This window comes from Leclercia sp. G3L, from assembly GCF_021117075.1.
Lineage (GTDB): Bacteria > Pseudomonadota > Gammaproteobacteria > Enterobacterales > Enterobacteriaceae > Enterobacter > Enterobacter adecarboxylatus_C.
Genome location: NZ_CP088265.1, coordinates 3,114,856 through 3,134,675, shown reverse-complemented (window position 1 = coordinate 3,134,675; position 19,820 = coordinate 3,114,856). Strand labels below are relative to the sequence as shown.

Genomic DNA, 19,820 nt, shown 5'->3' with positions numbered 1-19,820 from the left:
GGGCAATCATAAAGGGCGAAAGTGTACCGCTAATCGCCCCGCTATAAAACGGCCTTAACGCATTACGATGAGATGGCTGGAATCGGCCGGTAAGCCATCCGGCTTGATGTTTTCGATACGCAGCACGTCACCCATAATCTGGCTGAACACCGGTGCCGAGACCGCCCCGCCGTAGTAGGCTCCATTTTGCGGATCGTTGATCACCACCGCGAGGGCAAATACCGGACGGCTGGCCGGCGCGACGCCGGCGGTATAGGCCACATATTTATCAACATAGTTGCCGCCGTCATCGATTTTCTTCGCGGTGCCGGTTTTCACTGCCACCCGGTAATCACGTACCGCCGCTTTGACCCCGCCGCCGCCGGGCAGCGCCACGCTCTCCATCATATGCTCTACCTCCTGCACAATCGGAACGGGCATTACCTGGGTGCCGATGACCGGCGGGTCAATGCGGGTGATAGAGAGCGGACGCTCCAGACCATAGCTGCCAATGGTGGCGTAAACGTGCGCCAGCTGGAGCGGAGTGACCATCAGGCCATAGCCAAACGCAAAGGTAGCGCGATCGAGCTGGCTCCAGAATTTACGCTCGGGCAGCAGGCCGCTGCTCTCCCCGGTTAACCCGAGGCCGGTGGAGCGGCCAAAGCCAAACCCGTGATAGGTATCCAGCAGTCGCTGGATCGGCATCGCCAGCGAGAGGCGGGACACGCCGGTATCGCTCGATTTTTGCAGGATGCCGGTCAGCGTCAGCTCCGGGTAGTAACCGACGTCGCGAATGCGGTGCCCGGCCAGGGTGTAGGGATGGGTGTCGATGACGCTGTCCGGCTGCACCAGCCCTTGCTGCAGCGCGGTCATCAACACCAGCGGCTTGACGGTAGAGCCCGGCTCAAAGGTATCGCTGATGGCACGATTACGAAAATCATTCAGCGTGGCGCCGTCACGGTTATTGGGATTGAAGTCCGGGAAGCTGGCCATCGCCAGAATCTCGCCGGTCTGAATGTTGATCAGCACCGCGGCCCCCGACTCCGCTTTGTTCCATGCCACAGCGTTGTCCAGCGCATCTTCCGTAATAGTCTGTAGCCGCTCATCAATGCTCAGCTGGATATTGTGCGCCGGCACTGGCGGGACCTCGGTAATATTCTCAATCACATGCCCGTAGCGATCTTCGCGCACTCGGCGCAGGCCGGGTTTGCCGGTGAGCTGCGCATTAAAGCTTTTCTCGATCCCTTCGATGCCCTGCCCGTCAATATTGGTAAAGCCAATCAGGTTAGCCGCCACGTGTCCGGCCGGGTAAAAACGTCGTGACTCATCCCGCAGGCTGATACCCGGTAGATGGAGTTTGTCGATCCACTGGGCCTGAGCGGGATCGACCTGGCGGGCCAGATAGATAAAACGCCCCTGCGGATTACTGTTGATCCGCGCGGCAAGGTTGGTGAGCGACAGATGCAGGGCGCTGGCTAACGCCTGCCAGCGATCGTCAAACCCGACACCGCCTTTCGCCAGCACCGTTTTCGGATCGGCCCACACCGCCTGCACCGGCACGCTCACCGCCAGCGGCCGCCCTTCCCTGTCGACGATCATCCCTCGCGGGGCGTTAATAGCCACCTCACGCAGCGAGCGCATATCCTCCTGCTTGACCAGCGGATCCGGTTTTACAATCTGCAGCCAGGCGACGCGCCCCAGCAGGAAAACCAGGCTGCCAAGAATGGCCAGGCAGAGAAGGGCAAAACGTAACGGGGTGAAGTTTGCTGCGGGATTGACGGGTTTCTTTTTCACCAGGGCTCCAGGGCTGATTAACAACGCCCTGATTTAACGGCAAATTTGCACCCTGAGGGGGAAAACAATGCTAATACTCTCGCAGCTTTGCAACAAACTGCAAACAGAGACGCAGGTGGTAACACTTTGAAAAAAATGCATTAAAAAGCCCCGCATACGCGAGGCTTTATCTCTGCAACTGAAACGTCGGAACGCTTCAGATTAGGCAGGGGTTCGATCAGATAGCGGTTACGTTAACAGCAGCCGGACCTTTCTGGCCGTCCTGAATTTCGAACTCAACGTTCTGGCCTTCAGCCAGAGTTTTGAAGCCGTTACCCTGGATTGCAGAGAAGTGTACGAACACATCTTTGCTGCCGTCAGCAGGAGTAATGAAACCAAAACCTTTAGACTCGTTGAACCACTTAACTTGACCTTTAATCTTTGCCATTTGCAAAATTCCTTAGAATATTTTCTTAGCCCGCGGGCATTCACTGAGATAAAACTGAGACATTACTGCATGAGGCACTAATATAAGGTTCGGCAGAGAAGCGGTATTCAACGACAACGTGTTTACTCAGGACTTCTTTACTGAAAATGCCACACATAAACAGAACTGTACCTCGTTTGACCCAAACCGTGTTATCACACACAACTTAAATAATGGCAAGCCATTTTTAAACGTGTCTCGATCAGCCGCACAAATTCAGGGACTGATTTGCCACAATCTGCACAGTAATGCACTTACGTGTATACATAGCCCGTCTGTTGCTCGATCAGTAACCGTCAGGGTAGACGCTGTTATCAAAGACTTTTTTAACTTAGACCAAGAACTTCATATCGTCCAGCAAGCGTGGCCGATTTCGTGCGGCGGTTATTTCCTTTAGAACAATTGGTAAGAAGTTATGCTGATTTAATCGTAACGGCAGGCATTTGTTTCCTTGAAAAAAAACACTTCGGGTCGCTTCGCTTGTTTAACTTATATACACCGCAACGCTGATTGTTGCCATGCACCAAAATAATGATATTTTTATGAACCTGCATCAAAAAAAGGCAATCAAAACGTTTCGATTAAAATAAAATATGACATGCGTCGGTTTAATACGGAATAAGTGCTAACTGAACAGAGAATAGTTTATATGGATAAATATTGACCAATGCGTAGAGGCTGAAAGTTAGCCACCGGCAGCAATAAATCATTCAGGGCCAAAGAGAGTTCTTTTACAGGCTCATCCAGCGATTCATCCGCCAGCTCAAACACCCCCCAGTGGATCGGGATCGCCGTCGGCATTCCCAGTTGTTGCCAGAGCGCTACCGCCGCCTGCGGATCCATATGATGAACAGACATGAACCAACGTGGTGCATACGCGCCAACGGGTATCGCAATGGTATCCAGTTTTCCCAGCCGCTGCGGGATGGTCAGTAACTCCGGCGTAAAACCGGTATCGCCGCTGAACCAGAAGCGCTTGTTTTGCCCCTCAAAGACCCAGCCACACCAGAGCGAGCGGTTGCGATCCCACAGGGTGCGCATACTCCAGTGCTGCGCCGGGACGGCGGTGAACCCCAACCCTTCGAAGGTATAGCTTTGCCACCAGTCCAGCTCGACGACCTGCTTTGCCCCACGCCGGCGGCACCACTCCCCCAGGCCTAAAGGCACGAAAATGGTCAGCTGCGGAAAACGCCGCAGAAGCTGGCGGAAGGTGGCGGAATCCAGATGATCAAAGTGGTTATGGGAAATGACCAGCGCATCAAGGGGTGGAAGCGCCGCGACGCTCATCACCGGGGGCGTTTTTCTGATCGGCCCGGCAAAGGGTACCGGGGAGGCGCGACGGGAAAACGCCGGATCGGTGAGAATGTATTTCCCGTTCAGGCGCAGCAGCAGGCTGGCATGTCCCAGCCACCAGACGCCGTCTTCTTCAAGGGTATTGAGTGTGACAGGTTGCCACCACTGGCGGATAAACTGGTCGTAGCCCTGTTCGGGCGGTTTCGGCAGACCGGCGGCCTTTCGTTCTTTCTGCCAGCGTTCGACATCGCCGGGTTGGTGCTCAGCTCCATCGGTGTTGCGAAAACCCTGCGGGGTATGATGCGCGAGGGAGGCGTTATACCAGGGATTGCTCCAGGCCATACTCACCTCCCCTGACTGGTTAGCGTTCGGCTACCAGACGAATAAAGTCATCGTCCTGGCTGTTAGCCGTATCTTCTGCCGCTTTTGGTGCTACTTTCTCTTCCGGTTCATTGGCTTCGCACAGGCGGCGCAGCAGCGCGTTCTGACGTTTTTGCAAATCAACTAATGTTTCCAGCAGCTCGATTTGCTCATTGGTACGGGAGCTTGCACGGTTGACGAAAAACCACAGCACCAGACCCACGATCAGCAATATTCCCGAAATCGCCAGAGATGCCACACTAAGCATCCCGGAATTCACTAACTCACCCATTTCACCCCCCAATAAAAACGCTCATTCTAGCACTCGCGTTACGGAAGGAAATCATTTGCGATAAAAATGCCTGTTACCAGGGGATAAACTTATTGATAGAACAAATACCGCTAAAAAACTGTACATCCTGGTCACACATCACATTGATGGTCTGCGTCCAGAGCAACACACAGGCCACCAGAACCAGCACCAGAATTACCCAGCGTATTTTTTTCACTCCACTCTCCGTCCCATAACTGCCTGATGCCAGGTTATCATGCGCAACTTAAACCATGCCTAACTGTAACGTGAAGACGAGCCTTTCGGAATCATAGGCTTGTTTACGCGACTTTATCGGTTACGCTAGACGGCAGTCATTAAAAAAAATGAGGCAATAATGCGCTTTTTTATTCGCACACTGATTGTTATAGCCCTGATCTGGACAGGTTTACTGCTCGCAGGCTACGGCGTGCTGACGGGCAGTAAAGAGAACGCTGGCGGACTGGGTATTCAGTGTCAGTACCTCACCGCACGCGGCTTCAGCACGGCGCAGTATATTCATTCTGACAGCGGAATTATTGGACTCTCCCGCTGCCCGCTGCTGCGAAAGAGCGAGACAGTAGTCGATAACGGCTGATCCCATCCATAAAAAACGCTGCTATCAGGCAGCGTTTTTTTATGCAGGAACAACTCAGAACGGATAGTCGTTATAACCCATCTGCTCAGAGATCTTCCGCGCCGCCGTGTGCAGCATTTCCACGTATTCGTGCAGATGCTCTTCAGAGAAACGCAGCGTCGGGAAGGAGATACTCAGGCCTGCAATCACCACGCCGAAGCGGTCAAATACCGGTACGCCGATGCAGCGCAAGCCCTCTTCCTGCTCCTGGTTATCTTCGCCATAACCCTGCTCACGCACCTTATCCAGCACCGCTAACAGTTCATCGGTGGTGGTGATGGTACGTTCAGTGCTGCGTTTGTACTCGACGTTCTCGAGGATCTGCTTCACTTCTTCACGGTCGCGCCATGCCAGCAGGACTTTACCGATGGCGGTACTGTACAGCGGGTTGCGGCGGCCAATGCGTGAATACATGCGCAGGTTATACATGGAGTCGATCTTATGGATGTAGACAATGCTGTCTTCATCCAGCGCACCCAGGTGCACCGTCTCTTTCGTCAGACGAGAGAGTTCACGCATCTGAATATCCGCGCTACGGATCAGATCGACGTTCTGCAGCGCGCGTGCGCCCAGTTCGAATAACTTCAGAGTCAGGGAGTACTTTTCAGACTCGCCTTCCTGTGCAACATAACCCAGTGATTTCATGGTCTGCAAAAAGCGGTAAACGGTGCTTTTTGACATCATCACACGCTGGGACAGCTCAGTAATACCAATTTCGCGCTCTTCGCCAAGCGCCTGCAGGATGCCGAACACCTTTAACACAGAAGAAACAGAATCTGGCTGTTTATCCAAATCCGCGATTGCCATTAATCACCTCAACGCAAGTGTTTTATAAAATTTAGAACCGGTTTTTATTATAAATTCGCGACCGCATTGCTGCAATCAATCCTGGCTAACCTGGTTACAAATCTGCGACATATAACCGAAATAACAGTGATAATATCGTTACCCTGTTAATAATAACCTGTATTGCTCATTCATTCTCATGACAAAAACCCTCACAGATGGCCTGCCGTTACCGCAGCGCTATGGTGCCATTGCGACCATTATTATCGGTATTTCCATGGCAGTGCTGGATGGTGCCATCGCCAACGTTGCCCTGCCGACCATCGCCAGCGACCTGAATGCCTCGCCTGCCAGTTCGATCTGGATCGTCAACGCCTACCAGATAGCGATTGTCATCTCGCTACTCTCGTTCTCTTTCCTCGGAGACATGTTTGGCTACCGCCGGGTCTATCAGTGCGGACTGGTGGTTTTTACCCTGACCTCCCTGTTCTGCGCCCTTTCAGACACATTGCACACCCTGACGCTGGCGCGCATCGTTCAGGGGTTTGGCGGCGCGGCGCTGATGAGCGTCAATACCGCGCTGATTCGTCTTATCTACCCGCAGCGGCATCTGGGACGAGGGATGGGCATTAACTCCTTTATTGTCGCCGTCTCCTCGGCGGCAGGCCCGACAATTGCGGCGGCGATCCTCTCGGTAGCCTCCTGGCAGTGGCTGTTCCTGATCAATGTTCCGCTGGGGATCGTGGCGCTGCTGTTCGCCCTGCGCTACTTGCCCGCCAACGGCCCGAAAAGCAGTATGCCTAAATTCGATCTGCCGAGCGCGGTGATGAACGCCCTCACCTTTGGCCTGCTGATCACCGCCCTCAGCGGTTTCGCCCAGGGACAGTCGCTGACGTTAATTGCCGGCGAAGTTGTGGCGCTGCTGGTAGTCGGCTTCTTCTTCGTGCGGCGTCAGCTGGCCCTGCCGGTACCATTACTGCCGGTGGATCTGCTGCGTATTCCGCTCTTTTCGCTCTCTATCGGTACGTCAATATGCTCCTTCTGCGCGCAGATGCTGGCCCTGGTTTCTCTGCCCTTCTTCCTGCAGAGCGTGATTGGTCGCTCGGAAGTGGAAACGGGTCTGCTGTTAACCCCCTGGCCGCTGGCGACCATGGTGATGGCGCCGCTGGCAGGCTATCTGATTGAACGGGTGCATGCGGGCTTACTGGGGGCGCTGGGGCTGGTGATAATGGCGGTCGGTCTTTTCGCCCTCGCCCTGCTGCCGGCGGCACCGCACGATCTGGATATTATCTGGCGGATGATGCTGTGCGGGGCGGGCTTTGGTCTGTTCCAGTCGCCAAATAACCATACCATTATTACCGCCGCCCCTCGCCATCGCAGCGGCGGCGCCAGCGGCATGCTGGGTACCGCCCGCCTGCTGGGACAAAGTACCGGGGCGGCGCTGGTGGCCTTGATGTTTAACCTGGCCGGGCAAAGCGGGACCCATCTGGCGCTGCTGACCGCCGGCACGCTCGCCACCGTCGCGGCCATTATCAGCGGGCTAAGGGTGACGCAGCCACGTTCGCAGGCATAAAAAAAGCGCGTCCGGGGACGCGCTTTTTTATTTCCGACCCGAAATCGTTATTTCAGGTACTCGCCGCTACGCAGCGCTTCGATACGCTTGTCCAGCGGCGGGTGGGACATGAACAGTTCGCTCAGCGATTTCGATTTACCGTTGATGCAAAACGCCATCATGCTGGAAGCTTCCTGCGGCTCGTAGCTGGTCTTCAGACGCTGCAGCGCGGCAATCATCTTCTCGCGACCTACCAGTTTGGCTGAGCCGGCATCCGCATGGAACTCACGGTGACGGGAGAACCACATGGTGATAATGCTCGCCAGGATACCAAACACCAGTTCCAGCACCATTGAGACCGCAAAATAAATCAGCGGGTTGCCGTTACTCGCCTCGCCTTCCTCCCGATCGCCGCCCATAAAGCCTGCGGCAATCTGCGCGATAATACGCGAGATAAAGATAACGAAGGTGTTCACCACACCCTGAACCAGGGTCATGGTCACCATATCGCCGTTGGCAATGTGGCTGATCTCATGGGCGATAACCGCCTCGGCTTCGTCACGGCTCATGTTCTGCAACAGGCCGGTACTGACCGCAACCAGAGACGCGTCGCGACGCGCGCCGGTGGCGAAGGCGTTGATGTCCGGCGCGTGATAGATCGCGACCTGCGGCATAGCAATACCCGCCTGGCGGGCCTGGTTGGCAACGGTGGTCATCAACCACTGTTCCATGTCGTTACGCGGTTGCTCAATAACCTCGCCGCCCACGGACTTGAGCGCCATCCACTTGGACATCAGCAGCGAGACAAAGGAGCCACCAAAACCAAACAGCAGCGCCATGATTAACAAGCCCTGAACGCTACTCGACTGAATTCCTGTCAGGCTGAGCACCAGCCCGAAGACCACCATGACCGCAAGGTTGGTGAGCAGGAAGAGCGCGATTCGCATCATAATATTCTTTTAACCTCAGTTTAACAAAACGCACTATGCGATTACCCACATCGTATGGGTATTCCGCATATTTTCAAGGATTGCAGCGGCGTAAGTCACCAGAAAGACACAACTTTACACAATGAAATGACTGCCTGACGGCTGGATGCGGTTAACAAAAAAACAGGCACAATTTCTTGTGCCTGTCAGGGAAGATTATTTCGCCGGGGCGGGATTCCCGGCAGGATGATCTTTTTCCAGTTGCGCCAGGTCAATGGCGATCTTCACCGTCTCATCAAGATACGGATCGGGCTCCTGGTAATCCTTCGGCAGGTCGTCCAGTTTTTTGAGGAGAGGCTTGCCTTCACGTTTAAAGCGGTCATTGATACGCGCCAGACGTGTTGCATCATCCTCTTCGTTCTCTTTCAGACGCTGAGCGTAGTTCAGAGAGACGATATTGCGTTTCGCTTTCAGGGCATTGAAACGGGCAATATCCTTCACGATGTACTGGAACTCAGGATCTTTGGCGATGCGATCGTCGTGCTGCTTCAACAGCGCCGGACCAAACTGAGTCATATCTCCCGACTTCACGTAGGTAGCAGCGTTAACGCTATCCCACGGCAGCGCGTTATCTTCGAACTTCTCGCCGGTTTCCGTCTCTTCAGTGCCAGTCGGCATGATGATATCCGGGGTCACGCCTTTACGCTGGGTACTGCCGCCATTCACGCGATAGAACTTCTGAATGGTGTACTGTACCGAGCCCAGCGCCGGCCATTCCGGACGCAGCATCTGATCGTAAATGCGGTTCAGGGAACGATACTGCTGCACCGTGCCTTTCCCGAAGGTCGGTTCGCCAACAATCAGTGCGCGGCTGTAGTCCTGCATTGCCGCAGCAAAGATCTCCGATGCCGACGCACTGAAGCGATCGACCAGCACCACCAGCGGGCCTTTATAGTAAACAACGCCATCGGTATCGGCATCTTCACGCACTTTACCGTTGTTGTCGCGTACCTGTACCACCGGGCCGGACGGGATAAACAGACCCGAAAGCGAAACCGCCTCGGTCAGGGCGCCGCCGCCGTTGGTACGCAGATCGATAATTACGCTCTTAACGTTTTGTTTTTCAAGCTTCTGCAGCTGAACCTTGACGTCGTCCGTCAGGCCCACATAGAAGCCAGGAATATCCAGCACGCCGACTTTGTCTTTACCCACGGTTTTCACCGACATCTTCACCGCGCGATCTTCCAGACGGATACGCTCGCGGGTCAGGGTAACGATACGGGTCTTGGTGCCTTTACCGGCAGGCAGGATTTCCAGACGGACCTTGCTGCCTTTTGGCCCTTTGATCAGAGCAACGACATCATCCAGACGCCAGCCGATCACATCGACCATGTTCTGGCCAACCTGGCCGACACCCACAATGCGATCGCCTACGCTAATCGCCTTGCTTTTGGCAGCCGGGCCCCCGGCAACCATGGAGTTGATGACGGTGTAATCGTCGTCCATCTGCAGCACCGCACCGATCCCTTCAAGGGAGAGGCTCATTTCGGTGTTGAACTGCTCGGTGTTGCGCGGAGAGAGATAGTTGGTGTGTGGATCGATTTCGTGCGCGAAGGCGGTCATCGCCAGCGAGAACACATCTTCACTGTTGGTCTGCGCCAGGCGACGAATGGCAAATTTGTAGCGGCGGGTCAGCGTTTCGCGGATCTCTTTCTCATCTTTACCGGTGAGTTTGAGGCTCAGCTCGTCGTACTTCACTTTGCTGTCCCACAGGGCATTCAGCTCGGCTTCATCTTTCGGCCACGGCGACTTACTGCGGTCAAGATTAAAGGTGTCGTTACCCGTGAAGTCCATCGGACGTTCAAGCACCTTAAGCGCGTACTGATAGCGCTCGAAACGGCGTTTCTGCGACAGGTTATACAGATCGTAGAACAGGTCCAGCTTGCCGCTGCGTAACTCGTCACCCACCTCAGACTGCTTTTTGGCAAACTGTTCGACATCGCTGGCCAGCAGGACGTTGTGACTGTAGTCCAGCAGGTTCAGATAGCGGTCGAAAATTTTTGTCGAAAAGGCCTGGTCAAGGTCGAACTGACGATAGTGCGAACGGGTGAAGCGCGAGGTAACGCGCTCACTGACCGTTGCGTGCTGGGTCTCTTCCTTCAAAATCGGAATTTGATCGACACGCGTAATCTCGTCCACAGCGAAGGCGTGGCCTGTTATCGCAAACAGGCCAGCCAGCGCGGTGAGCTTAAAAAATGTGTTCATGCCGGGCTTGGCCTCCGTTTTAGAACAACAAGTGTTCTGCGCGTACAATCATTGACAGACCAGAAGTCAGCTGTACACGAACGCCATCTTTGGTGATTTCCAGTACGGTGGCATCCATAGCATTGTTACCCGCTTTCACCTTCAGAGACTGACCAACGCTCAGGACGCTAATGTCAGAAACCGGAGTGTGGCGCGGCTCTTCACGAGGCGCACGCGGGGCTTTTGCCGCCGGTTGCTCAGCACGTGGCTTACGCTCGGTGTTCTCTTTGCGACGCGGTGCAGGACGTGGCTTGCGTTCACGGCGAGGGGCTTCTTCCTGGCCATTGGCCGCGGCAGCTTCGCGCTTCTTCGCCTGCTGTTCAGCACGCTGAGCCTGAACTCGCGCTTTGGCTTCTTCGAGCTGCTTACGGGCGTGCTCAACGTGCTGCTCATCCAGCACACCGCAAGGGTTGCCGTCGAGATCCACACGCGTTGCGCCCGCTTTGATACCGTACAGGTAACGCCAGCTCGAAGTATAAAGACGTAAGGCGGAGCGGAGTTGGGTTTTGCTGAGGTTCATCTCACCTTCAACACGCTCTACCAGATCCTGAAAAATACCAATTTTCAGGGGACGAGCTTCGCCTTCGGCACTAAAACATTGAGGAAAACGTTCGGCCAAAAACGCGATAACTTCTTTACTGCTATTCAACTTAGGTTGATTTTCCATGAAATTTCCTGATTACAACGGACGTTGCCGACAAGCCGCAGGCATGAACAGGCGTCATTATAATGACGCCATCGGTAAATGCTACGTTATCCGTTGATTATCCTGCGACGCTCGCAAAGAATTTATGATAATCGGTCGCGGCGAGGACGTTTTCAAGGTTCGCCACCAGCTCGCGCAGCCTCTGCTCATCCTCGTGGGTAAAGCGGTTGAAGACCGTGCTGTCGATATCCAGTACACCAATAATCTGATTATTCACTTTCAGAGGAAGTACGATTTCAGCATTGCTGGCGCTGTCGCAGGCGATATGCCCGTCGAACGCGTGGACATCATCAACACGCTGCACCTGGTCCTGCGCCACCGCGGTACCACACACGCCGCGCCCGACCGGAATACGTACGCAGGCCAGCTTGCCCTGGAAGGGTCCCAGCACCAGCGTCTCGCCTTCCAGCAGATAGAAACCGGCCCAGTTCACATCAGACAGACGTTCGAAAAGCAACGCGCTGGTATTCGCCAGCGTGGCTAAAAAACTGGTTTCACCTGCCATCAATGCCTGAAAGTCACGGTTCAAATCCGCGTAGAATTCTGTTTTGTTCATTATTCAATCACTTGGTTGTCTTACAAAATTACAGCATAGCCTATTAAAATACGCATTATTTACGTTCATGCTCAAGATGAATCCATTCATGAGTTAAGATAACTATTAACTATCCTTTTTTAGCGCGACCGATGGCTCTTAAAACACCGAAAATAACACCGGCGAAAAAGATTACTGTGCATGCGGTTGGCGATGCGCTGCCCCGTGCACATTATCAGCGTTGTCCGCAATGCGATACGCTTTTTACGTTGCCAAAGATGAAATCATACCAAAGTGCTTTCTGCCCGCGCTGCAACGCAAAAATCCGCGATGGCCGCGACTGGTCCCTGACGCGACTGGCCGCGATGGCCGTCACCATGATGCTGCTGATGCCCTTTGCCTGGAGCGAACCGCTGCTCAGTTTGCACCTGCTGGGTGTGCGTATTGACGCCAACCTGCTGGAGGGGATCTGGCAGATGACCCGCCAGGGCGATCCCCTCACCGCCTCGATGGTACTGTTCTGCACCGTCGGCGCGCCGGTAGTGCTGGTGGCCGCCATCGCCTACCTGTGGTTTGGCAATATTCTGGGGATGAACCTGCGCCCGGTGCTTCTGATGCTCGAGAGGCTTAAGGAGTGGCTGATGCTGGATATCTACCTGGTGGGGATCGTCGTGGCGTCAATCAAGGTGCAGGATTACGCCTGGCTGCAGCCCGGCAGTGGTCTGTTCGCCTTTATCGCGCTGGTGATCCTCAGCATTCTCACAATGATCCACCTGAACGTGGAGCAGCTCTGGGAGCGGTTTTACCCCCAGCGCCCTGCCACCCGCTACAACACCGATTTGCGGGTCTGTCTGGGCTGTCACTATACCGGGCTACCCGACGCGCGCGGTCGCTGCCCGCGCTGCCATATTCCGCTGCGCCTGCGCCGCCATAACAGTCTGCAAAAATGCTGGGCGGCGCTGATCGCCTCGCTAATACTGCTGTTACCGGCTAACCTGCTGCCCATCTCGGTGATTTACGTCAACGGTGCACGCCAGGAAGATACCATTATGTCGGGCATCGTCTCGCTGGCGCAGAGCAACATCGCCGTCGCGGCCGTGGTGTTCATCGCCAGTATTCTTGTGCCCTTTACCAAAGTCGTGGTGATGTTTACCCTGCTCGTCAGCATTCATTTTAAATGTGAACAGGGGCTAAGAACCCGCATATTGCTGTTGCGTTTCGTTACCTGGATTGGCCGCTGGTCAATGCTGGATCTGTTTGTTATTTCGTTGATGATGTCGCTGATCAATCGCGATCAGCTCCTTGCTTTTACTATGGGACCCGCGGCGCTCTATTTCGGTACTGCGGTGATATTGACTATTCTTGCAGTGGAATGGCTGGATAGCCGCTTACTTTGGGATGCACATGAGTCAGGAAACGCCAGCTTCGCCGACTGAAGCGCGAGTTAAAACAAAACGTCGTATTTCGCCTTTCTGGTTACTGCCGGTTATCGCTCTGATGATCGCCGGCTGGTTAATCTGGACCAGTTACGAAGATCGCGGCAATACCATTACCATTGATTTCCAGAGCGCCGACGGTATCGTTGCGGGCCGTACGCCCGTGCGTTTCCAGGGGGTGGAGGTGGGCACCGTCCAGGATATTTCTCTGGACAAGAACCTGAATAAAATTGAGGTTCGCGCCAGCATCAAGTCCGATATGAAAGACGCCCTGCGGGAAGAGACGCAGTTCTGGCTTGTGACGCCAAAAGCCTCGCTGGCGGGCGTTTCCGGGCTGGATGCGCTGGTCGGCGGCAACTACATCGGCATGATGCCGGGCAAAGGTGAGCCAAAGGATCACTTTACCGCCCTGGATACGCAGCCGAAGTACCGGCTCAACAACGGCGATCTGATGATCCATCTCCACGCCCCGGATCTGGGCTCACTGAACAGCGGGTCGCTGGTCTATTTCCGCAAGATCCCCGTGGGCCGCGTCTACGACTACGCCATCACCCCCAATAAGCAGGGGGTGACCATCGACGTGCTGATTGAACGACGCTTCACCTCGCTGGTGAAAAAAGGCAGCCGCTTCTGGAACGTCTCTGGCGTCGATGCCGACCTGAGCCTGAGCGGGGCCAAAGTGAAGCTGGAAAGCCTCGCGGCGCTGGTGAATGGAGCCATCGCCTTCGATTCGCCGGAAGGCTCCGAGCCTGCCACACAGGAAGATGATTTCGGTCTGTACAAAGATCTGGCCCACAGCCAGCGCGGCGTGATCGTCAAGCTCACCCTCCCCTCTGCGGATGGCCTCAAGGCCGACTCCACGCCGCTGATGTATCAGGGGCTACAGGTAGGTCAGCTCACCAAAATGACGCTGAATCCTGGCGGCCTGGTGACCGGTGAGATGACCGTTGATCCCAGCGTGGTCGATCTGCTGCGGGAAAAAACGCGTATCGAAATGCGTAGCCCTAAGCTGTCCCTCAGCAACCCCAGCGTCAGCAGCCTGCTCACCGGCAGTACCTTTGAGCTGATCCCCGGCGGCGGCGAACCGGTCAACCAGTTTACTATCGCCCCTGCCGATAAGGCGCTGTTACAAAAACCAGGTGTCCTGACCGTAAGCCTTAGCGCGCCGGAAAGCTACGGTATCGACGCCGGTCAGCCGCTGATTCTGCACGGCGTGCAGATTGGTCAGGTGCTTGAGCGGTCGTTAACCAGCAAAGGGGTTACCTTTGAGGTGGCGATCGATCCGCAGTACCGCGAGCTGGTGCATGGCGACAGCAAATTCGTGGTCAACAGCCGGGTGGATGTCAAAGTCGGGCTCGACGGGGTCGAGTTCCTGGCGGCCAGCGCCAGCGAGTGGATCAGCGGCGGGATCCGTATCCTGCCGGGTGAGAAAGGCGCCATGCGCGACAGCTACCCGCTGTATGCCAACCTGGACAAAGCCCTCGAAAACAGCCTGAGCGATCTGCCGACCACCACCCTCACGCTGGTAGCCGACACCCTGCCGGACGTGCAGGCGGGCTCGGTGGTGCTGTATCGCAAATTCGAAGTGGGTGAGGTGATCCTCGTGCGCCCGCGCGCAAATGCCTTTGATATCGAACTGCATATCAAACCGGAGTACCGCAAGCTGCTGACCAGCAACAGCGTGTTCTGGGCCGAAGGCGGGGCCAAAGTGCAGCTTAACGGCAGCGGTCTGACGGTGCAGGCCTCCCCACTCTCCCGTGCCCTGCGTGGCGCCATCAGCTTTGACAACCTTAGCGGCGCCAGCGCCAGCCAGCGTAAGGGTGACAAGCGGATCCTCTATCCGTCTGAAACTGCCGCCCGCGCGGTGGGCGGTCAGATCACCCTGCACGCCTTTGATGCCGGCAAGCTCGCGGAAGGGATGCCGGTGCGCTATCTGGGGATTGATATTGGTCAGGTCCAGAGCCTGAAGCTGATTACCGCCCGCAATGAAGTGCAGGCCACGGCGGTGCTGTATCCGGAATATGTCGATAACTTCGCCCGCGCCGGAACGCGTTTCTCGGTGATCACCCCGCAGATTTCCGCCGCGGGGGTCGAGCATCTGGATACTATCCTCCAGCCCTATATCAACGTCGAGCCCGGACAGGGCAAACCGCGCCGCGATTTTGAGTTGCAGGAAGCGACCATCACCGACTCACGCTATCTCGATGGCCTGAGCATTGTGGTGGAAGTGCCGGATGCGGCATCGCTCGATATCGGTACGCCGGTGCTGTTCCGCGGAATGGAAGTGGGCACGGTCACTGGCCTGACGTTGGGGACGCTTTCCGACAGGGTGATGGTGGCCCTGCGCATCAGCGATCGTTATCAGCATCTGGTGCGGAACAACTCGGTCTTCTGGCTGGCCTCCGGCTACTCGCTCGATTTCGGCCTGACCGGCGGGGTAGTGAAAACCGGGACCTTCAACCAGTTTATCCGTGGGGGGATCGCCTTCGCGACGCCACCGGGCACGCCGCTGGCACCGAAATCTCAGCCCGGCAAGCACTTCCTGTTGCAGGAGAGCGAGCCGAAAGAGTGGCGCACCTGGGGAACCGCCCTGCCACGTTAATGCCTGCGCTCCGGTGTCAACCCACCGGAGCCTTTGTGGTACACTGCGCGCCTCTTTTTACTCCCTGTGGTGCGCTCGTGTCTCAACGTCCCGTCTATCTGCCAGATGAATTTCTGGCGCAAATGCGCCAGGCTCTGCCTGACTCTCTCGCTCTCGATGCGTTTATCGCCGCCTGCCAGCGCCCGCTGCGCCGCAGCCTGCGCGTCAATACCCTGAAAATCAGCGTGGCGGATTTCCTCACCCTGGTCGCACCGTACGGCTGGCAACTGACGCCGGTTCCGTGGTGCGAAGAGGGATTCTGGATCGAACGTGACGACGAGGAAGCCCTGCCGTTGGGCAGTACCGCCGAGCATCTGAGCGGGCTGTTTTACATTCAGGAAGCCAGCTCCATGCTGCCGGTTGCCGCACTCTTTGCTGACGACAATACGCCATCCCGCGTGATGGACGTGGCGGCAGCCCCGGGCTCCAAAACTACCCAAATCGCCGCGCGGATGAATAATCAGGGGGCGATCCTCGCCAATGAGTTTTCCGCCAGCCGCGTTAAGGTGCTGCATGCCAATATTAGCCGCTGCGGGATCAGCAACGTGGCGTTAACCCATTTTGATGGCCGCGTGTTTGGCGCTGCGCTACCGGAAGCCTTTGATGCGATCCTGCTGGACGCCCCCTGCTCCGGCGAAGGGGTGGTGCGCAAAGATCCCGATGCGCTGAAGAACTGGTCCGTGGCCAGCAATCTGGAGATCGCCGCCACCCAGCGCGAGCTGATCGACAGCGCCTTCCATGCCCTGCGTCCCGGCGGCACCCTTGTGTACTCCACCTGCACCCTCAACCGCGACGAGAACGAGACGGTCTGCCTGTGGTTAAAAGAGCTGTATCCCGACGCCGTGGAGTTTCTGCCGCTGAACGACCTGTTCGCCAGCGCCAGTGAATGCGTCACGCCGGAAGGCTTCCTGCACGTCTTCCCGCACATCTACGACTGCGAAGGCTTCTTCGTGGCGCGGCTGCGCAAAACGGCCGCCATCGCCCCGCTGCCAGCCCCTAAATTCAAGGTGGGCAATTTCCCGTTTACGCCGCTTAAAACCCGCGAAGCCGCGCAGATTACCGCAGCTGCACATCTGGCGGGTCTGCACTGGGGCGATAACCTGCGACTGTGGCAGCGCGACAAAGAGGTGTGGTTATTCCCGACGGAGATTGAGCCGCTGATCGGTAAAGTGCGTTTCTCCCGTCTCGGCATACGGCTGGCAGAAACCCACAACAAAGGTTACCGCTGGCAGCATGAAGCGGTAATTGCGCTGGCCGGCCAGGACAACGCCTTTGCCTTAACCCAGCAGGAAGCGGAAGAGTGGTATCGCGGCCGCGATGTCTGGCCGCAGGCGACCCCTACCGGAGATGATGCGGTAGTGACATACCAGGGTTTCCCCATTGGACTGGCGAAAAAAGTGGGCTCACGTCTGAAGAATAGCTACCCGCGCGAGCTGGTTCGCGATGGTCGTTTGTTTACCGGTAACGGTGACGCGGGCTAAAAAAAGGCACTTTTTTACTGGCGCTTTTGCTCTCCATTGACCAGGCTGAAAAGTGGGCGACTATACTGGTCGTACCAGACCACAGCGAGATTCTGGAGAGCATTATGACGAAAACCAATGTGCGCATTGGCGCATTCGAAATCGATGATGCCGAGTTAAACGGCGATACGCAGGGCGAACGAACGTTAACCATCCCCTGCAAGTCTGACCCTGACCTGTGCATGCAGCTCGATGCCTGGGATGCAGATACCAGCGTCCCGGCACTCCTCGATGGCGAACACTCCGTACTATACCGTGAGCATTACGATCAAGGTTCCGATGCCTGGATCATGCGCCTTGCATGATTTGGAGAGAACCCGCCCGCAGGCGGGTTATTTGTCAGCGTATTTTCCCCTTCCCTGAATCATCCCCTACAATATTAATACGATAGTGAATGCTAAGGGGCATGATGTACGCACTGGTTCTGTTTATCTGTTATCTGGACGCGGGTTGCGAAGACCTGGTCGTGGACGTTTATCGCACCGAACTGCAGTGCGAGGCTTCGATGGACGATCAGCGGATCCGTCACGGCGGCTGCTATCCGGTCGAAGACTTTATCGACGGCTTCTGGCGTCCGGCTCAGGAGTATGCCGACCTCTAATCACTGTAGCTGCGCCAGAGTCAACGACCCGCCAAACACCGCCCCGGTATCGATATAGTGCAGGTTCTGGCAATCAAACCGCTGACTTAGCGGCGTATGGCCAAACCAGAAGTGATCGGCCCCGGCGATCCCCTCCTCATGACCGTTCATTAGAGCCCGCAGGCGATCCCTGTCCCACAGAATGCGCTGCTTCGCGACCGGTTTATCCCATTCATACTGCGATGACGGGTAATCGGCATGGGCAATCACGTTCACGCCGTTGGCGCAGGTGATTTCGATAATCCACGGCAGCGTTTCGCAGCGCCTGAACAGGTCGAGAGCCTGCTGCTGGTCGCCCTTTAATTCGGCAAACCAGACGCCGCCGTTCATCAACCACAGCCCGAAGCTCTTATTATGCAGGGCATCCAGCGCCATCTGCTCATGATTGCCGCGCACCGCATAAAACCAGTTTTCATTTAATAACTGCAGGCATTTGACGCTGTCCGGCCCGCGGTCGATAAGATCGCCGACGCAAATAAGTAAATCCTCATACGGATTAAAATGCCGCTGCTTTATTTCATCCATAAGCAGTTGATAACAGCCGTGAAGATCGCTTACCACCCAGACGTGTCGCCAGTTGTGACCATCAAGTTTTAGATACATAGCGCCTCCTCAGGATCAGTATAGCCCCTGCGGAATGGAGCACTGGTGAGGAGAGGAAGGCACCCTGTTTAATAACCTCAATCGTTATTAAACGAAGCGGAAATAAAGGTTTAGCAACGGTTAAATGATTATCCGATGACCTTTAAGATAATTGCAGAATTATAAAGAGGTCTTCATCGTGTCAAATACTATCCTGCCTGCTGAGGTGCCATACGCGCACCGTTCTTCCGTGATTCTCGCCCTGACGAAAGGCGATCTTACGCCCGGGCCGCTGTGGCAAAAACGCGATTACCGGCTGAAATTTTTCCTGCGCACCCTGCTGTTCTGGTCTTCGACCACCCGCATGCTGGAGACGATCGCCCGTCGCGATGATTTCTCAACCTTGCTGAAGGCACAGCCAACGCTGCCGGTGAAAACCCAGCGCCAGTACCTCACCCGCGGGCTGACGGCCGGTGAGCGCGCGGCGGCGATCCTGCACCACTACGCCTGGATTGATGCGCTACCGGATAGTAGCCTGGCGCATCTTTTTACCAGCCCGTCGCCGCTTCCGCTGCTGCAGTTCGCCACCAAAGAGGACGCCTGCTATACGATCTACGCCACTTCCGCGGTGAAGGCCGAGCGCGAGGGCGAAACCACTCTCTGGTTACGCGCCGGGGATAATACCCTGCTGGCGAGTCTGACCTTCAGCGTCGTCGGAGAGAACGGGCGCAGCGCGCTGGTGATTGGCGGCCTGCAGGGGCCACGCCGGGATGTCGGCCGGGAGACGATTAAAAACGCCACACGGGCCTGTTATGGCCTGTTTCCGAAACGTATTCTGCTGGAAGCCGTCTTCAACCTGGCGAAGCAGTCAGATATCAGCGCCATTTACGGCGTCAGCGATGAGGGCCATGTTTTTCGCGCCCTGCGTTACCGTCTGAGCAAAGGGCGCCATCTGCACGCCAGCTACGATGAATTCTGGGCGTCACTGGGCGGTAAGCAGGACAATGCCTTCCGCTGGGCCCTGCCAGCCGGCATGGAACGCAAATCACTGGAGAGCATTGCCAGTAAAAAACGCGCCGAATACCGTCGTCGTTTTCAGCTGCTGGATGAGATTGAGCAGGCCATCCGCGTCCGGTTTTGCCGCTAATATCTGCTTTCATCGGTGACAGGCAAAAATTTAACACAAGCGCTAAAAAGCGCTGGACTTCCGCCGGGCGTAGTGTGGTATGGTTTAAGGAATAACAGAGGATGTTGCCCAACTGTTAAAGTCCGCAACAGGAAAATGCGTTTACTTTCAACAGATAAAAAGAGACCGAATACGATTCCTGTATTCGGTCCAGGGAAATGGCT

The 19,820-nt window shown here is 55.9% G+C and carries 19 protein-coding genes and 1 pseudogene; 8 read left to right on the top strand and 12 right to left on the bottom strand.

Features of this window, described 5'->3' with window-relative positions:
* Positions 1-54 precede the first annotated feature (54 nt).
* From ftsI to mgrB, 6 genes and pseudogenes are all read right to left on the bottom strand, one after another.
* Positions 55-1,773 (bottom strand): peptidoglycan glycosyltransferase FtsI, encoded by a 1,719-nt coding sequence (gene ftsI / locus LRS40_RS16440; RefSeq protein ID WP_231312101.1) that lies wholly within the window; start codon positions 1,771-1,773, stop codon positions 55-57.
* 217 nt (positions 1,774-1,990) lie between these two features.
* Positions 1,991-2,200: a transcription antiterminator/RNA stability regulator CspE gene (cspE, locus tag LRS40_RS16435; RefSeq protein WP_001062678.1), complete on the bottom strand. Its 210-nt coding sequence runs from the start codon at positions 2,198-2,200 to the stop codon at positions 1,991-1,993.
* Between the two features lie 12 nt (positions 2,201-2,212).
* Positions 2,213-2,357 (bottom strand): annotated as a pseudogene (locus tag LRS40_RS16430) (DUF2627 domain-containing protein).
* A gap of 527 nt (positions 2,358-2,884) precedes the next feature.
* Positions 2,885-3,874: an MBL fold metallo-hydrolase gene (locus tag LRS40_RS16425; protein WP_231312100.1), complete on the bottom strand. Its 990-nt coding sequence runs from the start codon at positions 3,872-3,874 to the stop codon at positions 2,885-2,887.
* A gap of 19 nt (positions 3,875-3,893) precedes the next feature.
* Positions 3,894-4,184, bottom strand: a complete 291-nt coding sequence (locus LRS40_RS16420) for a YebO family protein (RefSeq protein ID WP_231312099.1) — start codon at positions 4,182-4,184, stop codon at positions 3,894-3,896.
* Positions 4,185-4,257: 73 nt separating this feature from the next.
* Positions 4,258-4,401: a PhoP/PhoQ regulator MgrB gene (mgrB, locus tag LRS40_RS16415; RefSeq protein WP_103180034.1), complete on the bottom strand. Its 144-nt coding sequence runs from the start codon at positions 4,399-4,401 to the stop codon at positions 4,258-4,260.
* 159 nt (positions 4,402-4,560) lie between these two features.
* On the opposite strand from mgrB, the gene LRS40_RS16410 reads away from it, so the two are divergent.
* On the top strand, positions 4,561-4,800 hold the full coding sequence (locus LRS40_RS16410) for a YobH family protein (protein WP_231312098.1): 240 nt from the start codon (positions 4,561-4,563) through the stop codon (positions 4,798-4,800).
* Between the two features lie 54 nt (positions 4,801-4,854).
* Here the strand turns inward: LRS40_RS16410 and kdgR are convergent, their stop codons facing one another.
* The gene (gene kdgR / locus LRS40_RS16405) at positions 4,855-5,646 is read right to left on the bottom strand and encodes a DNA-binding transcriptional regulator KdgR (RefSeq protein ID WP_106993296.1); all 792 of its coding nucleotides are present in this window, start codon (positions 5,644-5,646) and stop codon (positions 4,855-4,857) included.
* Positions 5,647-5,824: 178 nt separating this feature from the next.
* Between kdgR and LRS40_RS16400 the strand changes: the two genes are divergently transcribed.
* Positions 5,825-7,198 (top strand): MFS transporter, encoded by a 1,374-nt coding sequence (locus tag LRS40_RS16400; RefSeq protein ID WP_156264039.1) that lies wholly within the window; start codon positions 5,825-5,827, stop codon positions 7,196-7,198.
* A 47-nt stretch (positions 7,199-7,245) separates the two neighbouring features.
* Here the strand turns inward: LRS40_RS16400 and htpX are convergent, their stop codons facing one another.
* The 4 genes from htpX to LRS40_RS16380 form a co-directional block, all read right to left on the bottom strand.
* Complete coding sequence (gene htpX / locus LRS40_RS16395) at positions 7,246-8,127, bottom strand: protease HtpX (RefSeq protein WP_142489945.1); 882 nt, start codon at positions 8,125-8,127, stop codon at positions 7,246-7,248.
* A gap of 195 nt (positions 8,128-8,322) precedes the next feature.
* Entirely contained in the window at positions 8,323-10,371 is a 2,049-nt protein-coding gene (gene prc, locus LRS40_RS16390) for a carboxy terminal-processing peptidase (RefSeq protein ID WP_142489946.1), read from the bottom strand.
* Positions 10,372-10,390: 19 nt separating this feature from the next.
* Positions 10,391-11,077, bottom strand: a complete 687-nt coding sequence (gene proQ / locus LRS40_RS16385; protein WP_142489947.1) for an RNA chaperone ProQ — start codon at positions 11,075-11,077, stop codon at positions 10,391-10,393.
* A 97-nt stretch (positions 11,078-11,174) separates the two neighbouring features.
* The gene (locus LRS40_RS16380; protein WP_231312097.1) at positions 11,175-11,672 is read right to left on the bottom strand and encodes a GAF domain-containing protein; all 498 of its coding nucleotides are present in this window, start codon (positions 11,670-11,672) and stop codon (positions 11,175-11,177) included.
* Between the two features lie 131 nt (positions 11,673-11,803).
* On the opposite strand from LRS40_RS16380, the gene yebS reads away from it, so the two are divergent.
* The 5 genes from yebS (at position 11,804) to LRS40_RS16355 (ending at position 17,849) form a co-directional block, all read left to right on the top strand.
* Positions 11,804-13,087, top strand: a complete 1,284-nt coding sequence (yebS, locus tag LRS40_RS16375; protein ID WP_231312096.1) for a membrane integrity lipid transport subunit YebS — start codon at positions 11,804-11,806, stop codon at positions 13,085-13,087.
* The gene (locus LRS40_RS16370) at positions 13,056-15,689 is read left to right on the top strand and encodes a PqiB family protein (RefSeq protein ID WP_142489950.1); all 2,634 of its coding nucleotides are present in this window, start codon (positions 13,056-13,058) and stop codon (positions 15,687-15,689) included. The genes yebS and LRS40_RS16370 overlap by 32 nt, the downstream gene beginning before the upstream one ends.
* Before the next feature lie 77 nt (positions 15,690-15,766).
* Positions 15,767-17,209: a 16S rRNA (cytosine(1407)-C(5))-methyltransferase RsmF gene (gene rsmF / locus LRS40_RS16365; RefSeq protein WP_231312095.1), complete on the top strand. Its 1,443-nt coding sequence runs from the start codon at positions 15,767-15,769 to the stop codon at positions 17,207-17,209.
* Positions 17,210-17,313: 104 nt separating this feature from the next.
* Positions 17,314-17,553 carry a YebV family protein gene (locus LRS40_RS16360; protein ID WP_032611546.1) on the top strand — a complete coding sequence of 80 codons (240 nt, stop codon included), beginning with the start codon at positions 17,314-17,316 and terminating at the stop codon, positions 17,551-17,553.
* 104 nt (positions 17,554-17,657) lie between these two features.
* Positions 17,658-17,849, top strand: a complete 192-nt coding sequence (locus LRS40_RS16355) for a YebW family protein (protein ID WP_142489952.1) — start codon at positions 17,658-17,660, stop codon at positions 17,847-17,849.
* On the opposite strand, the gene pphA is transcribed toward LRS40_RS16355, so the two are convergent.
* The gene (gene pphA, locus LRS40_RS16350) at positions 17,850-18,491 is read right to left on the bottom strand and encodes a protein-serine/threonine phosphatase (protein WP_156264043.1); all 642 of its coding nucleotides are present in this window, start codon (positions 18,489-18,491) and stop codon (positions 17,850-17,852) included.
* A gap of 178 nt (positions 18,492-18,669) precedes the next feature.
* Here pphA and LRS40_RS16345 point away from each other — a divergent pair, with 178 nt between their 5' ends.
* Entirely contained in the window at positions 18,670-19,617 is a 948-nt protein-coding gene (locus LRS40_RS16345) for a VirK/YbjX family protein (protein WP_231312094.1), read from the top strand.
* Positions 19,618-19,820: the final 203 nt, after the last annotated feature.